The following is a 14,331-nucleotide window of genomic DNA, read 5'->3' on the forward strand; positions in this document are numbered from 1 at the left end:
CTGGCCGCTCCGCTCACTCGGTCATTCGTCCACGGCTATGTCGCCGTAGCGCCGCGCGACCTCGTGGAACGCCTCCTTGGGTCTGCACGCACCGTCGCCGGTCACCGCCACGACCCCGAAGCCAGCCCTGTCGAGGTCGAGACGAGGATCGTCGTGATGCGGGAAGTCGGGCATGGCGAAGGTGAACACGAAGCAGCCGTACACGCCCTCCGCGTCGTACTGGTCGATGAGTTCACCGAGGTAGCGGGCCTGGACGGCCTCGTCGCGGGGGTGGTCGCCGCGGACGTGCGGGGGTACGGCGAACCAGTTGACGATCCAGAAGGAACCGGCTCCCCGCTGGTCGGCTCCGGTGAAGGCACCGCACCCGAACTCGGTAATGACGACGGGCTTGTCGTGGTCGCGAACCAGGGCACGCAGGCGGTCTGTGTAGGTGGGGTGGTTGCGGCCGGAGCGGTAGAGGCTGACGCCGACCAGGTCGAACAGCGACCAGTCGACGTGTTCCCACCCGGCCGCGGAGTAGGTGACCGGTCCGCTGAAGCGGCGCCGCGCGGTGGTCACGGCGGTGGTGAGCAGTCTGTGGAGTCGCCGGTCGATCCTGCGCCGCATCACGCGGTGGAAACGCACGATGAGCTTCAAGCGCAGGAACGAGCGAGGTCCGGGGACGATGCCGGGCACGGTGTGTGAGAACTCGCTGCCGACCAGGAGCGTCACCCGGTCCGGGTGCTCCCGGCGAAGTTCTTCGGCCGCCTCGGCGACGGCGTCCAGGTGCTCCAGCAGCTTCGGCTGAGGCAGCTCGGGAACGTTGGGCCGGATGTAGACGCCGAGACCGGTCTCGAGGGCGGTGCGGGCGGCATCGATCAGCCGCTTCCCGTCGCCGCCGATGAGCATCACCGTGTTGCAGTGCAGATCCCGGGAAATAACCTCCAGGTCCCGCCGCACGTCATCGGTGCTGGCCTCGCCGACCAGGTAGGAGATGCCGCGGACGGTCAGCATGCGCTCGGCTCCTGTCGACGCAGACGGTGGGCGGCCATGAGGAGAAGCCCGGCGACACCACCGAGCATCGCGGCGTTGACCGCGTACTTCACCGTGCCATCGACGTCGCCGAGCGGTTCGACCTCATTGTCGAACAGGGTCTGGTCGATCAGACCGGCCTGGATCATGCCGAAGGCCGCGCTCAACATCAGGTTCGTCGGCCAGCCACGACCGGTGCGCCGAGTGATCTCGCGGATGAGCACGGCGACGGTTCCGTAGAGCGGCGCGAGGATGAGCAGGCCCGCCAGCAACTCCAGCGGCCGACCTGTGCTTTCGCCGTAGCCGATGAGGTACTCCGCGCTGATCGGAGACAGCACCAGCAGGCCGGCCACCACCGCCCAGCGGTACCTGAACCGCGGCAGTGCGGCAGGAGTGGATCTTGCACGCATTGAGGATCCTTCGCGTGGTGGCTCAAAGTCCGGGTCGTCATCGGTCCGGTCGACGCTAGAGAGACAGCCGGAGGTCGGGCATCCGTCTTTCGTCCAGGAGCGCATGACTTGCGTCTAGAAAAGCGCGACCCTCCGACCATGCGCGGCTTGACGTCCGTTCACGCCTGACCCATGGCGATGTGGGCGGTCCGGTGAGTGACCCGGCCGCCACCGCGCGACTCATGGCTTGCGGAACTGCTCCACCAGCGCCACGTACCCGCTGGCGCCGTGACCGGCGATCGCCGCTCGCTCGGCCAGTGCCTTGACGAGCCTCGGCAGCTCGGCGTTGAGGCCGAGCGACTCGCTCTCCTCGACCACGTGCGCCATCGCCGCCAGGTGGGTGTCGATGGTGCCGTCGTCGGCCGGGTAGATGCCGTCGTCGGCCTGCCGAGCGTAGCCCGGCAGCCAGCCGGCCACCGTGTCGATCGCCGTCTGTGCGATGGGGAGATACGCCGTGGCGGACACACCGGCCGTGCCGAGGATCGCGGCGCCGTTGAGGAAACCGTCGAGCATGCCCCACATGAGGACGAGTGTGGCCATCTCGTGCGTGGCCGGCAGTCCGGGGTCATCGCCGAGGTGGATGCCCGTGCCGAGACTGCCCAGCGTGGCCTCGTGGGCGTCGTACAGCGGTCGCGGGCCGCTGTAGGCGAGCACGGCGTCGGCCGTGCCGACGGCCTCCGGGACGGCCATGATCCCGCCGTCGAGGTAGCTGCCGCCGCGGCGCGCCACCTCCTCGGCGAGCGCTCTGGCGCGCGAGGGCGTGCCCGAGGTCAGGTTCACCACGACCCGACCGTCGAGCGGTCCGTCGAGGACGTCCGCCACGGCGTCGTAGTCCGACACGCAGACCACCACGAGCGGGGCGGCCGCAATCGCGGCCGCCGGAGACTCGGCGAGCGTCGCGCCCCGAGCCACGAGGTCGTCGGCCTTGGCCATCGTGCGGTTCCACACGGTCGTCGGGTGTCCCGCGCGCAAGAACGCCCCGGCGAGGGCGCCGCCCATCAGTCCGAGGCCCAGAACCGTGACGGGTGTACCAGTGGGCATCATGTGCTCCTTCTCTGATCGGTGGCACAATCGTCAACATTCACACCGGTATGAAGGTCAAGGGGGAATTCGCATGCTGATCGGGGAGCTGAGTCGGCGGACCGGGGTGAACCCGCACCAACTGCGGTACTACGAGGCGCAGGGCCTGCTGGTGCCCGACCGCGGCGACAACGGCTACCGCGAGTACGGCGACGACGCCGTGCTGACCGTGGCCCAGATCAGGAAACTGCTCGACGCCGGGCTGTCGACCCAGGAGATCGGGTACCTCCAACCGTGCGTCACCGGCGCGGCCCCCGATCTGAGGCCCTGCCCGGAGACCCTGGACCTGCTACGGGCGCGCATCGCCGGACTGGACGAGCAGATCGACACGCTCGTCCAGTCCCGCCAGACGCTGCTTGAGTACCTGGCGGCCACGGAGCGGCGGCTGGCTAGCTAGCGAGGAGGTCCTGGCCGAGGAGACCGGGCTGACCCCGGCGCAGATCGAGGCCGGGGTGACATGGCAGAGCCTGGAGTATCTGCGCTGGCGCGAGCTCGGTGACGACGGTCCTGAGGCGACCTCGTAGGCCAGGGCTCAGCTAGCGAGATCAGCGCAAGGGGGCGGGGGCCAGACGCCCAGCCTCGACATGGAGGAGCTGAACATGCTGCTGCATGTGGACGCCACCATGTCCCTGCCGCCTTACGCCCTGTGGATGCGAGGCGTCTCCGACATCCAGGCACGGCTGACCGGACCCGCCGTCGGCTGCCGGGGACCCCGGCTGGTCCCCACCCTGGCGAACGGCTCGCCGGCCTTCGGCCAGTACCGGCCCAGCGTCACCGGAGCGGGATTCGAGCCCTGGGCCCTTCAGGTCGTCGACATCTCCGGGGACCGGATCACCGACATCCATGTCTGCCGGGACACCGAGCGGCTGTTCCCGCTTTTCAACCTGCCCCCGCACGTCGGCGAGCGGGAGGTGTGACGCAGCACACCTTCTTCGACCGATGACTCCGTTCGCGTCCCTCGGTCATACCAGCGACAACACCGAAGCAACACAACGGACAGACAGGATGGCTGACATGACCGCCACCGTGAAGGGCCCTGCCAGCTACTTCCCTTCCATCGAGAAGAAGTACGGTCGCCCGATTGCGGAGTGGAAGGACCTGATCCGCTCCTCGCCTCTGACCAAGCACATGGAGCTCATGAACTGGCTCAAGGCCGAGCACGGGCTGGGCCACGGTCACGCCAATGCCCTCGTAGCGCACACCCTCGCCGAGCGGTCCGGCAACTGAGCTGCCACGCATGGGAGCACATTGCATGGGGTGGTCCGAGCGCACCTCGTCAACGACGGGGTGCTGCTCTCCTCCCGTGACTGGGATGGGTCGGGGCCGCCCCTCGTTCTGTTGCACGGACTGTCGGCGTACGACCGCCGCTCCCCAGTTGCGTACGGACGAACGTCCCCAGCCGTCAGGGTCCTTCCGATACCCCGCTCGATGGCCTTGAGCCGGTGGCTGGGGCCGTTGATGGACGTTGTCTCGCAGTGCTGGAGGAGGCGGTCGATGGCGCCTCGTCAGCTGACGCGCCGCTACAACGGCACCCGGGACATCGACAACACCGCGCCGGCCTCCGGGTCGGCGCCGCGATCGGCGACGTCCGCCCCGGTGAAGCCCAGCAGGTGCTCCAGCAGCAGGCCGTTGATCGCGGAGAACGCCCGCTCGACGGCGAACTTGTCCGTGGGCCGCAGCGTGCGAGCGGGAAGGATGTTGCAGCCCAGAGTCCGTTCCGCTGCCACAACGTGGTGGTTCTTGTAGGGGCTGCCGTGATCGGTCGTGACCGTCTCCGGGGAGAGGAAGGCAAAGCCGCAACCCTGTGGCCCGCGAACTGGGCGACCACCGTGGCCGGGACGCCTGGGTAGGGCCATTCCATCTCCGTGCCCCAGCCCTCGCGCAGGGGCAGCGGCATCATCACATCCCGCAGCAGCATCGCGATGTCCACCGAGGTCTCCGACACCAGGGTCAACCGGAACGCGACGATCGAGTGCGTGTAGCAGTCCAGCGCGATCGTCAGCATCACCGACACCGGATCGCCGAACACCGACTCGCGGACCTTCACCGGCAGCGGTGTGGTGTGGTGTGGTGTGGTGTGGTGTCCAGTGCAACCACCTGGCCCGGGCGGTGCACCACCACCCGGGTGGAGGTGTCCCCGATGGCGTCCGCCGTGTGCAGGTAGCGCTGCCGGGCTCCGTCCGGGCCGAACCACTCGTCCCAGACCGCGGCCAGGGTGTCGTAGCCCAGAACTCTCTCGGTCGGGAAGTCGGGAAACACCTCGCGAACGTACTGGTGCAGCAGCCGGTGCTTGACCCGCATGCTAGTGCGCGATCGCTGAAGGCACTCGCGTCTCACCCCGAAGATCGCCTCACGGATCTCCTCGGTGACGCTCGGGTGCCCGCCGCCCCGGCGGGTCCACCTCCCATCCGCGCAGCCCCGCACGATGTCCTCGATGCTGCCGACGGCCAGCCGACGCAGCGGGCGCTCGCTCATGTGCGCCAGCCCCAGCATCTCGGCCTCCGCGGGACCGCGGGCCTTCAGCTCCGCGGCCTTGGCCCGGCGCCGCTGGGTCACTGTGGTGGTGGCCGGGTCGTACTCAGGTCGCGGTTCGCCAGGCAGGGCTCGCGCCGGGTGGCCGGCGCGGTAGCCGGTGTCCGCCTCCAGCACGTGCTCGGCCCGCAGCCGTGCCCGCTTCAGCTGGTCCGCGCTCAAATCGGTCTTCAGCACGGGCAGTAAACACCACCTGATCTGCGACGGGAAGGGCACCCCGTTCAAGGTCATCACCACCGCGGCCAACGTCAACGACTTCACGCAGACCCTGACCCTGGTCGACGGCATCCCGCCCGTGGCCGGCAAACCCGGACGACCACGCAGGCGCCCCGACGCCCTGCTCGGCGACAAGGGATACGACAGCAACCCCAACCGTCGTGAGCTGCGCAGGCGCCGGATCTGTCGGTCATCTCCCGCAAGGGCGCCCCGAACATCAAGGACCTGGGCAAGCTCCGCTACGTCGTCGAGCAGACCTTCTCACTCCTGCACCACTTCAAGCGGCTGGCCGTCCGCCGGGAAAGACGCCTCGACCTGCACGACGCACTCGTCTCCCTCGCCTGCGGCCTCATCTGCTGGAGACGCCTCAAGAAAGCCCGTCCATGATCGTGTTACGAGCTCTTACCGCAGTTCTACGCGTGGCACACCTTCAGTCGGGTGGTGGCAATTCCTTGGGCGGCTTCCTGCTGGTCTGCGCGCAGGGCCGTGGCGATACCGGCGAGAGGCGCCAGCCCAATGGAATGCCCTCACCGGCTGCTGCCCTCGCACAGGTCGGCCTCGTGCGTTTCCTCATCGTTGAACCAAATAATGTTCATGTCGCCGTCAACGGTAGGTGATGAGCGTTTGTCCAAACCTGTCGAGGTACGGGTCCACCCTCTTCCGCTGCTGTCGATGAACTGCATGGACCCGACTTTCCAGTGACCTTGGTCGGAAAGCTTGGGCCACTCGTCCAGGGACGCAATGTGATTGCGAGGGATAGTTTCCAGCCGCATCTTGGGTGCCGGGTACACGATTTCGGCACACGGGCCCAGGTTGGTCAAGAGCAGCTCCCACTGCTGTGGCTTCTCTCCTTCGGAGACGTGCCCGTCCCCGTCGAAGGCCACGCTTCCGTGGAAGACGTCAAGCACGATCCGAACCCCGGAGACCGGGTCAGGCGACCTGTTCAGAACATGGAGCTTCATGTTTTCCCGGCGTCCTAAAGGATGCTCGACCCAGTAGGTCACCTTCGATGCCTGATCCTGCGTCTGACGGGCAGCGTCTTCTTTGGACTGGGACAGCTGGTCTTTTGCGGTCTGCTGGCTCCAGTACGAGGCAACGGCCTGGGCCCAAAGCCCTCCGATGGCTGCAACGGCCGCGAGCGCTGTCCCCGTGACCGTGATGGCATGCGCCCAGTGGGCCCGTCGCAAGCGACGCCAAGCCCTTCGTACCCAGGAAGCCCCGGCCTCGGGCTGCGGCTCGGGGCGTTCCTCACGTACCCGTGCTCGGACATGGTTCGGCGCCGGCCGCTGCCGCGCGAGACGCAATCGGTCCCGCCTCTGCGGCTCGTTGATCACTGGTCCCCCCTCGATTCGCCAGGGCGTAGACGCTCCCACAGCTCGAACGGCTCCCGCAGCTCTTCCCGGAGGGCGGAGCCGGAGTACGGTCGACCGCGCCGTCTCGGTGTTGCCGTGCGCTGGGGCAGCCCCTGCTGCCGTCCGGTGTGCAGCACCCCCTCCGGACTGGTGAGCTCGCATGTTGGGGTGTCGCGTATTCCTCGGTGAGGCCTGGCCTGATGTCACCGTGTGTGGTCGCCGGGGGCATATCGGCTCCAGGTTCCGCTGATCACAAAACCCGCTTCTGGATACCAGCAGCTCGCCGCCCCCGGGCTCGACTGGGCGGCGACGTGACGTACTCGTGTGGGATGCGGCTGGCCCCGGCCTTGCGGCATCCCGTTAGAGGCACCACGACCTACCATGCGCGCTCCACCAGTGTCCCCCGAACCACGGGTCCGTTCTTTGTTCGCAGCCAGCCGAGTGGACAAACGCCGTCGAATGTGCCACAACTGATGGGCTATACAGCGGAGTTGTTGATCCGAGGCCCTATGACACGGCGAGCCACATAGGTGCCCGGCGCGTACAGGCTAATTGAGCGGGGGACGAGGACGTTGACGCCTAACGGTGTGTAACGCCTGCGCGACTGATCCTGGTGCCGGCACCGCACGACTCCTGGAAGCGGAACGGCAGCCTGCACCGTCCCCGCCACTACCACCGAGGGCTCCAGCGCATCTTGTAGGGAGGGAAGCGTGCGGCAGGTACTCCCACAGGATCCCGGTGCGGTTGACGTACAGGATCGCGTTCACGATCTCCCGGAGATCATGCACCCGTGCTGCCGTACCGGGCTCGGTACGAGCGGCCCGCCAGGCGGTGAACACCGGCTCGATCAACGCCCACGGGCATCGGACACTTCACTGCGATACGGACGACGAGCACTCACACACCAGGCGACGACCACCAGCACCGGCAGTCACACGAACATCCCGAAACACCAACTACCTAGATCAGATGCCCTCTGAGGCATGCGAGGCCGGTACGACGCCGTTTCCCCGCAGCGAGATGGGTGCATAACGCACTAAAGGGGGTATATGGGACACGCGTAAGGAGGTCGGTTCGATGTCGACAGGGACTCTCCTGGCGATCATCATCCCGGTTGTGGTGGTGATTGCCGTGCTTGCCGTGGCAGCCCTTCTCGTTCTGCGCCGTCGGCGCCTGCGCGAGCGTTTCGGCCCGGAGTATGAACGAACGGTCGAAGACGCTGGCAGTCGGCTCAAGGCCGAGCGTGAGCTGAGCGCACGCGAGAAGCGGCATGACTCGCTCGATCTCAAGTCACTGCCCAGAGGCGTCCGGGAGCGGTACGCCCGGGAGTGGGCCAACGTGCAGGAAGAATTCGTAGACCGCCCCGAGGACGCCGTACAGGACGCGGATCTCCTGGTGACCTCGCTGATGCGCGAGCGCGGCTACCCCACTGAGGGCCTGGATCAGCGCCTCAGGGACCTGTCGGTCGAGCATGGCCGCACGATCGAGCACTACCGCGCCGCGCACGAGATCAACCAGCTCAGCATGGCACACCAGGCCACGACCGAGCAGCTGCGTGGCGCCATGATGCACTACCGCACCCTGTTCGGTGAACTGCTCTCCGACGGGGGCCAAGCTCGTCACGCCAAGGCCTGAGCGGTCCCAGTGCCGAGGCTTCCGGCGGGACGGGACGCAAGGGGGGATGGAGGAGGACGGAGGAGAGATGCAAAGGGAACCCACACCCGGACCGACCGAGAGCGGTCTGTCCACCGAGGACCTCGCCGAGCCCCACGGCCCGGATGCGGGCGCAGAGCCCGAGAGCCGGCCCGAGGCTTCCGCCTACCCGGGTGAGGCCACCGCCAGTGAGCCCGCCGCATCACCGGCCCAGACGGAGCCGGAGACCACGGCGGCCGCGGACGACCAGCCCCAACTCCTGACGACGGAGGACGAGGAAGGCTTCCGTGCTCGCTGGCAGGAGATTCAGAACGAGTTCGTCGACGACCCGCGCGAAGCGGTGCACGCGGCCGACGCCCTCGTCGCGGATGTGATGCAGACACTGGCTGCGACGTTCGCCGAGCACAAGCAGGATCTCGAGAAGCAGTGGAACCGCGGTGAGGAGGCGAACACCGAAGACCTCCGCATGGCCCTGCACAAGTACCGGTCATTCTTCAGGCGCTTGCTGTCCACCTGACCAAGCCCACACAGGCACTCGCATGCGCGACGCCAGCTCTGGGGCAAGCGGCCGACGTGTGCGGCGGAGAGCGCGCTGTCGCGCCGCTTGATCCCGGCGGCGCGACTCCGGGTTCGCATACAACTTCTCCGGGTCCTGTGCGTGGATGACGGGCGAATCCTGAAGCAGCGCATACCCCTCCGAACCATCCGAAATCACCGTTCCGCACAGGTCGCAGAGATCCGGCTGGGCCTGCTCTTCGTCTGACCCGTCGCCCGCCACAACGGAATTTCGACCCGATGCCCCTCCTGCCCCGACGCTGCCTCACCGGCCCTCCCCAAGGGCTGATCCCCTGGGCTCCGAGCCAGGTGATGACTCGCCCTCTGGCCCGGTGGCACCGGCTCCACTCACACGGCCAGAGGCCAGCGCCGGCATCACCGCTGCCTGCCAGCGAAGGGAGGCGATCGCCTCGGCCAGCTGGTCACGCAGGCACACACCCGCATCCAACCCGGCTGCCGCCGAAGTCGAGCCCGGGCCGTCTGACTTGCCCTGACCACCCGTCTCTGAATCTTTCAAGCGAGCCGGTCCGCAACGGCAAGCACCACAGCAGCCGCAGCAATCACCGCTGAGCAGATGACCATCACGGCCCGGCTCCACCCGCCGTCGCGCTTGACGCCGGCGCGCAGGTCATCCCGCTCGGACTGGGAGCCAGTAAGCCCGAGCGATGCCCCATATGGCGCAGCTCCTTATATGGCGCAGCTCCTTCTCGCGCAGCGCCATGCTGCCGCTGACCATCGGATCGATGATCACGACAGACATGCCGCGTGGCCGGCGGCCGAACGACGAACGAGGCCTGCTGAGGAACGCCCAAGACGAGTACGCCGTCACAGCCCGGGCGCTGGCGGCCTGCCGGGCCGGGGAGAGCATCGCGGAAGAGGCCCGCGACCAGGCCGCCGCCGACCTGCTCGCCGCTCCGCGCCGTCAGGACGAGGAACTGCTCGAAAGGGTGGAGGACAGTGTCGCCGATCCCGCGCCTGCCCGGGCGAGGGCCGGGAGGGGTCCCGACCGGGGCGGGGTTTCATGGCGACCATGATGCGCAGAACGTCATCCACCGCCGTAGTCGCCGTTGTTGTCGCTGTCGTGTTCGCCGCTCTCACGTCGTGTTCCTCGGATTCTTCGGACGGGTCCCCCGCCGAGGGCCGGCCCAGCGGGTCCAGCTCCGGGTCACCGGCAGCCGACCCCACGCCGACCCCCACGGAAACGGCCCCGCCATCCCCCTCGCCGACCGGGCCGTGCGCTGACGGGACGTGCGAGATCGAGGTCGCCGTGGGGGACGTCGTGACAGTGCCGGAAACGTACGGCCTCGGGCCGATCGAGGTGACGGCGATCACCGGCGGCAGGGTCGATATGGTCGCGCCGCTGACGGGGTCGGGCTACAGCGTTTCGGGCTGTGCCGGTGGCGGCGGCGTGTCGTCGGAGGGCGGCGGCGGCGTCGGGCTGAGCTGCGGCGAGGGACCCCCCGCGACCATCAACGACGCCATGAGCCTGGAGGTCGTCGAGATCCTCGACACCGCCGCCGTCCTCCGTATCGAACCCGCCGGCTGACGTACGGCTCGGCCCCTGGGGCAGGGCTCCCTCGCGGTTCCGTACGAGGGTGCCGGTCACACGGGGACAGGGGGCAGTACGTTGTGCAAATGCGACCCAGGCATCCGCGCGAACCGCGACCCAGGTATCCGCGCAAACCGAGAGTCGACGTGACAGGAAGGGGAGTGTCGGGAGGCGGGGTGCGGCAGTCGTCGTTCGCGCCTGACCTGCACGGGGCTGATCGGGCCTAGGGCGCGCAGACACCGCGGGATGACGGACAGGCTGCCGAGCAGACTCAGAAGCCGGGGCGGCTCGCTCGCGCCACGAAGTTGGGGGGGATGGGTGCGATCGCATGGGTGGTATTCGCCGCGGTATTCGGCATCAACTGGATCGCGACCAGCCCTGAGCCTTCGCCCTACGCGGTGTCCTTCTCCGACTCCGAAAGCTGCAGCGACCCGCCGGACCTCATCCTCGACACCGAAACAGGAGAGCCGATGGTCTGCCGGGGCACGACTGCGCCTGCAGGATGTCGGAGTCACTCGCGTCCGCTGGCGGATTGAGCGCCGCCGACAAGCGCGCGATCGAGAAAGCGGTCCATGACATCGGCGTGCGCAACGGATACGAGGTCCCGAAGCACCCCCATCCCGAGGCCGGACCGCTCGCCGTGGGGTGTCTAGCCGCGGCAGCGGTCACGGGTCTTCTGTACGTGCTGGGTCAGGCGTGGGCTACCGCGCGTCGGGACGGACAGTAACCGGCCTGCGCAGCTCATCGGTCTGGATTGTTCGTCTTCAGCTGACGCGATCAGTGCGCATCAAGCTCGGATTCCGGCATTTGCGCAGGCTCCGATGCTCAGCGCGTCGCGGATCCCACAGACACCGGGGCCAGGGGGCGTCGGCCCGCGCCGTTGACCATGCTGCGGTCGCCCTGCTGCTGGCGGCAGCCGATGCCATGGCCCTGGCGGGAGTGGCCCTGTTGATGTTCTTGGTCGGGATGTCGCAGTCGGAGCGATTCGGGAGAGCAGTCTGCGAGATGCCGTCTCTCATCTCGTAAAGTAGCTCCGCTCGACGCTGAGGGTCGTCTCCGCGTTGGCTTTTCAGTCAGGTGGGCCGCCATGCAGTGCCCACGTCCGGATCGCACCTGAAGTGAGCTCCCGATGCGTCGTATCGCCATATCCGTGGCCGCCACCACGATCTCCGTCTCGCTCACCGGCTGCGGCGCGCTCGACGCGACGGGGAGCAGCGACGACGCGAGCCCGGCCAAGGGCGACGACATCACCGTGGGGCTGCTCCTGCCGGAAAAGTCGAACCCCCAGTACGAGCAATTCCACTACCCCATCATCAAGGCGAAGGTCGAGTCCCTCACCCGCAGCCAGGGCCGGGTCGAGTACGCCAACGCCGAGGCGGACGCGGGCAAGCAGGCCCGGCAGCTGCAGCGGATGATCGACGAGCGCGCCGACGTGATCCTGCTGGACCCCGTCGATGCGCACGCCATCGCCAGCGGGGTGAGGAAGGCCAAGGAGGCCGGTATCCCGGTCATCGCCTACGACCGGCTGGCCGAGGGCCCGATTGACGCGTACATCACCTTCGACAACGAACTCGTCGGCGAGGTGCAGGGCCGCTCCCTGCTGGAGGCCCTCGGCGAGGACGCCGGCATCTCCGACAAGATCGTCATGATGAACGGCTCGTCCACCGATCCGAACGCCAAGCAGTTCAAGGCGGGCGCACTCCACGTGCTCGACGGCAAGGTGACGATCGCCAAGTCGTTCGACACCAAGGACTGGAAGCCGCAGAACGCCGAGAAGAACATGACCGAGGCGATCAACGAAATCGGCAAGAACAACATCAAGGCCGTCTACGCCGCCAACGACGGCCTGGCGGGCGGCATCGTCAAGGCGCTGAAGGCCGCGGGCGTGACCGGCCTGCCGCCGATCACCGGGCAGGACGCGGAGCTCTCGGCAGTGCAGCGGATCGTCACCGGCGAGCAGTACATGAGCGTGTACAAGCCGTACCCACAGGAGGCCGAGAACGCCGCCGAGATGGCCGTGACGAAGGCCCAGGGCAAGGACATACAGTTCGACGCCCTTACAAGCCAAAGAGTCGACAGCCCCACCCGCAAGGGCATTCCCGCGCGGCTCGTGCCCGTCGTCGCCCTGACGAAGGACAACATCAAGGACACGGTCATCAGGGACGGCATGTACAAACCGTCCGACATATGCACGCCCGAACTCGCGGCCGACTGCGCGGCGACAGGCCTGAAGAAGTAGGCCCCCGGGAGCGAGGGAGCAGTGGCCGCAGGGATGAAGTGAGCGACCCCGGTGCGGGGCGCTCTCACCCTGCTCGCCGCCTGCGCCGCGGCCGCGATGGGCCAGGTGCCCGTCACCGTCCCGCTGCTCTCCCCCATCCATGGCCCCATCCAGGGATACACGGACCGCGAGAGCGACACCATCATCGAGCAGGTCGGATGCTTGTCTCATCTCGGAGGTCAGTGGAGCTGTCGAAGCTCAGTCGGCGAGCTGGTGGTAACGGGTCGCGAGCAGGTGGTCGTGAGCGTGGACCAGGATCGTCGGCAGGCGGCCGGGCCCGGGCTCGGAGGGGCGGTGGCGGGCGTGCTGGTGTCTGCGGCCACGGTCTGTGTGACGCTCGCCTCGAGTTCGGTGTGGCGCTGCCGGAGTGGTCGATGGCCGTGTGGCCGGTGAGGGCCGTCTTGATCAGGGCGGACTGGTAGTCCTGACCGTCGTAGAAGCGCGGTGGTAGCGGCAGGAGTCTTGGGCGGTGCGATCGAGCCGCTCCTGTCGGGCGGTCGCGCGTTCATCCAAGGTGCGGCCTCCGGCTGTCCCCGTCGCCACGGCGGGACAGGTCCTTGGGCCGCGCCGGCCGCGCCAGTTGAGGGCATCGCCTCACTGCCCTGTCAGGCCGGCGTACGGCCTCTGCCTGCCAAGCCTTGCGACCATCGGCCAGGCCGCGCGCGTACCGCTGTCCGGTCCGGGCCAGCCGCCCGTAGCCCCGTTCCCGGGTAGCGTCCGAGTTCGGCTCCGCCGTGGCTACGCCGCTACGGCCCCGTTCGGACGCCGCCGTCGCCCGGTACGGCGCCGTCGCCATCTGGCGTGTCGTCCCGCGTCGAGTGATACGCACAAATGACTCAACCGGGGACCTGGGCAAGACGAGCCGTCTTCAGTAGCGCAGTGATTACGTCGTAATCACCGGACCGTACGGCTCAGATGGCCGTGGGCTGCTTGTTTTTTGCCAGTTTTGACCCTGGTATCGGCCATTCCGCCCTCTTGGCCTATGAGTGCGGAGTTCGCACCAGAAGTCTAGCCGTGTCCATGCCACTCACAAAAAGAAGGGCAATACATGAGAACGGGGACAAATGTGCTGACGCGCACGGTCGTCAGTGTCACGGCCCTCGCTGGACTTGCCGTTGGGGGCCTGGCGGGTGCGACCGCCAGCTCCGCAGCCCCCGCACAGAGTTCGAGTTCGGCAGCGGCTGACGAGGCCGCTCCGCTCGCCGCCGGACGGGGTTCGAGTTCAGTGGCGAGCGGCGAGGCCACTCCGCTCGCGGTGGTCAACCTCGGCCTGAGCACTACGCAAGCCAAGTACGTCCAGTGCTATCTCAAGAACGCCGGCTGGGGTTACACCGGCGCGATCGACGGCCAGCTGGGCACCAATAGCTGGAAGGCGATGCAACGCCGACTCGCGGACGGCTACGGCTACACCGGCGCGATCGACGGAATCGTCGGATCCGGCACGGTGTCGGCGCTGCAGCGGCGGCTCGCGGATGGCTACGGATACACCGGCGCGATTGACGGAATCGCCGGGTCCGGCACCCAAGCCGCGTTCAAGACATACGCCAACGCCCAGGCCTCATGGTGCTGAGCCGGGTGGTGATGTCGCTCGTCGTGTACGCGGGCGCGGCCCAGTTCAGCGCGGTCGGGGTGCTGCTCGCCGGGGGCGGCCCGGTC

Annotated in this window: 15 protein-coding genes and 3 pseudogenes; 11 read left to right on the plus strand and 7 right to left on the minus strand. The window is 67.9% G+C overall.

Annotated elements, in window-relative coordinates; all coding sequences use genetic code 11:
* Positions 1 to 21 precede the first annotated feature (21 nt).
* The 3 genes from ABT063_RS47215 to ABT063_RS47225 all read right to left on the minus strand — a co-directional run bounded on the left by ABT063_RS47215 (position 22) and on the right by ABT063_RS47225 (position 2,501).
* A complete protein-coding gene (locus tag ABT063_RS47215; RefSeq protein WP_351067467.1) occupies positions 22 to 993 on the minus strand; it encodes a glycoside hydrolase family 113 in 972 nt (323 codons plus the stop codon).
* Positions 987 to 1,367 (minus strand): AF_0692 family protein, encoded by a 381-nt coding sequence (locus ABT063_RS47220; protein WP_351067469.1) that lies wholly within the window; start codon positions 1,365 to 1,367, stop codon positions 987 to 989. The genes ABT063_RS47215 and ABT063_RS47220 overlap by 7 nt, the downstream gene beginning before the upstream one ends.
* Positions 1,368 to 1,640: 273 nt before the next feature.
* Entirely contained in the window at positions 1,641 to 2,501 is an 861-nt protein-coding gene (locus tag ABT063_RS47225; RefSeq protein WP_351067471.1) for an NAD(P)-dependent oxidoreductase, read from the minus strand.
* Between the two features lie 73 nt (positions 2,502 to 2,574).
* Here ABT063_RS47225 and ABT063_RS47230 point away from each other — a divergent pair, with 73 nt between their 5' ends.
* The 3 genes and pseudogenes from ABT063_RS47230 (at position 2,575) to ABT063_RS47240 (ending at position 3,767) form a co-directional block, all read left to right on the plus strand.
* Positions 2,575 to 2,937 (plus strand): MerR family transcriptional regulator, encoded by a 363-nt coding sequence (locus tag ABT063_RS47230; RefSeq protein WP_351067472.1) that lies wholly within the window; start codon positions 2,575 to 2,577, stop codon positions 2,935 to 2,937.
* A 184-nt stretch (positions 2,938 to 3,121) separates the two neighbouring features.
* Positions 3,122 to 3,457: pseudogene (locus ABT063_RS47235) on the plus strand (RNA polymerase subunit sigma-70); the annotation flags it as partial.
* A gap of 97 nt (positions 3,458 to 3,554) precedes the next feature.
* The gene (locus ABT063_RS47240) at positions 3,555 to 3,767 is read left to right on the plus strand and encodes a DUF4287 domain-containing protein (RefSeq protein ID WP_351067475.1); all 213 of its coding nucleotides are present in this window, start codon (positions 3,555 to 3,557) and stop codon (positions 3,765 to 3,767) included.
* A gap of 293 nt (positions 3,768 to 4,060) precedes the next feature.
* Here the strand turns inward: ABT063_RS47240 and ABT063_RS47245 are convergent, their stop codons facing one another.
* Together ABT063_RS47245 and ABT063_RS47250 are read right to left on the minus strand one after the other, a co-directional pair.
* Positions 4,061 to 4,267 (minus strand): hypothetical protein, encoded by a 207-nt coding sequence (locus ABT063_RS47245; RefSeq protein ID WP_351067478.1) that lies wholly within the window; start codon positions 4,265 to 4,267, stop codon positions 4,061 to 4,063.
* Positions 4,268 to 4,583: 316 nt separating this feature from the next.
* On the minus strand, positions 4,584 to 5,249 hold the full coding sequence (locus ABT063_RS47250) for a hypothetical protein (RefSeq protein ID WP_351067498.1): 666 nt from the start codon (positions 5,247 to 5,249) through the stop codon (positions 4,584 to 4,586).
* Between ABT063_RS47250 and ABT063_RS47255 the strand changes: the two genes are divergently transcribed.
* On the plus strand, positions 5,173 to 5,868 hold the full coding sequence (locus ABT063_RS47255; RefSeq protein ID WP_351067480.1) for a transposase: 696 nt from the start codon (positions 5,173 to 5,175) through the stop codon (positions 5,866 to 5,868). The two genes, ABT063_RS47250 and ABT063_RS47255, sit on opposite strands and share 77 nt — an antisense overlap.
* On the opposite strand, the gene ABT063_RS47260 is transcribed toward ABT063_RS47255, so the two are convergent.
* Together ABT063_RS47260 and ABT063_RS47265 are read right to left on the minus strand one after the other, a co-directional pair.
* Positions 5,816 to 6,622, minus strand: coding sequence for a hypothetical protein (locus tag ABT063_RS47260; RefSeq protein ID WP_351067483.1), 807 nt, complete (start codon positions 6,620 to 6,622; stop codon positions 5,816 to 5,818). The genes ABT063_RS47255 and ABT063_RS47260 overlap by 53 nt on opposite strands.
* Positions 6,623 to 7,350: 728 nt before the next feature.
* A pseudogene (locus tag ABT063_RS47265) lies at positions 7,351 to 7,541 on the minus strand (transposase); the annotation flags it as partial.
* A 176-nt stretch (positions 7,542 to 7,717) separates the two neighbouring features.
* On the opposite strand from ABT063_RS47265, the gene ABT063_RS47270 reads away from it, so the two are divergent.
* The 7 genes and pseudogenes from ABT063_RS47270 to ABT063_RS47300 all read left to right on the plus strand — a co-directional run.
* Entirely contained in the window at positions 7,718 to 8,275 is a 558-nt protein-coding gene (locus ABT063_RS47270) for a hypothetical protein (RefSeq protein ID WP_351067485.1), read from the plus strand.
* A gap of 67 nt (positions 8,276 to 8,342) precedes the next feature.
* On the plus strand, positions 8,343 to 8,810 hold the full coding sequence (locus tag ABT063_RS47275) for a hypothetical protein (protein ID WP_351067487.1): 468 nt from the start codon (positions 8,343 to 8,345) through the stop codon (positions 8,808 to 8,810).
* 703 nt (positions 8,811 to 9,513) lie between these two features.
* Positions 9,514 to 9,882: a hypothetical protein gene (locus tag ABT063_RS47280; protein ID WP_351067490.1), complete on the plus strand. Its 369-nt coding sequence runs from the start codon at positions 9,514 to 9,516 to the stop codon at positions 9,880 to 9,882.
* 245 nt (positions 9,883 to 10,127) lie between these two features.
* Positions 10,128 to 10,394, plus strand: a complete 267-nt coding sequence (locus tag ABT063_RS47285; RefSeq protein ID WP_351067492.1) for a hypothetical protein — start codon at positions 10,128 to 10,130, stop codon at positions 10,392 to 10,394.
* A 1,132-nt stretch (positions 10,395 to 11,526) separates the two neighbouring features.
* The gene (locus ABT063_RS47290; RefSeq protein ID WP_351067495.1) at positions 11,527 to 12,636 is read left to right on the plus strand and encodes a sugar ABC transporter substrate-binding protein; all 1,110 of its coding nucleotides are present in this window, start codon (positions 11,527 to 11,529) and stop codon (positions 12,634 to 12,636) included.
* 1,087 nt (positions 12,637 to 13,723) lie between these two features.
* Positions 13,724 to 14,245 carry a peptidoglycan-binding domain-containing protein gene (locus tag ABT063_RS47295; protein WP_351067497.1) on the plus strand — a complete coding sequence of 174 codons (522 nt, stop codon included), beginning with the start codon at positions 13,724 to 13,726 and terminating at the stop codon, positions 14,243 to 14,245.
* Positions 14,230 to 14,331: pseudogene (locus ABT063_RS47300) on the plus strand (AzlC family ABC transporter permease); the annotation flags it as partial. The gene ABT063_RS47295 and the pseudogene ABT063_RS47300, both read left to right, overlap by 16 nt.

The organism is Streptomyces sp. NPDC002838, from assembly GCF_040295365.1.
GTDB lineage: Bacteria > Actinomycetota > Actinomycetes > Streptomycetales > Streptomycetaceae > Streptomyces.

Bases quoted from the DNA above. Each gene is read 5' to 3' on its own strand.
- ABT063_RS47215 (WP_351067467.1), bottom strand. From the start codon at position 993: ATGCTGACCGTCCGCGGCATCTCCTACCTGGTCGGCGAGGCCAGCACC.
- ABT063_RS47225 (WP_351067471.1), bottom strand. From the start codon at position 2,501: ATGCCCACTGGTACACCCGTCACGGTTCTGGGCCTCGGACTGATGGGC.
- ABT063_RS47230 (WP_351067472.1), top strand. From the start codon at position 2,575: ATGCTGATCGGGGAGCTGAGTCGGCGGACCGGGGTGAACCCGCACCAA.
- ABT063_RS47240 (WP_351067475.1), top strand. From the start codon at position 3,555: ATGACCGCCACCGTGAAGGGCCCTGCCAGCTACTTCCCTTCCATCGAG.
- ABT063_RS47270 (WP_351067485.1), top strand. From the start codon at position 7,718: ATGTCGACAGGGACTCTCCTGGCGATCATCATCCCGGTTGTGGTGGTG.
- ABT063_RS47275 (WP_351067487.1), top strand. From the start codon at position 8,343: ATGCAAAGGGAACCCACACCCGGACCGACCGAGAGCGGTCTGTCCACC.
- ABT063_RS47280 (WP_351067490.1), top strand. From the start codon at position 9,514: ATGCCCCATATGGCGCAGCTCCTTATATGGCGCAGCTCCTTCTCGCGC.
- ABT063_RS47290 (WP_351067495.1), top strand. From the start codon at position 11,527: ATGCGTCGTATCGCCATATCCGTGGCCGCCACCACGATCTCCGTCTCG.
- ABT063_RS47295 (WP_351067497.1), top strand. From the start codon at position 13,724: ATGAGAACGGGGACAAATGTGCTGACGCGCACGGTCGTCAGTGTCACG.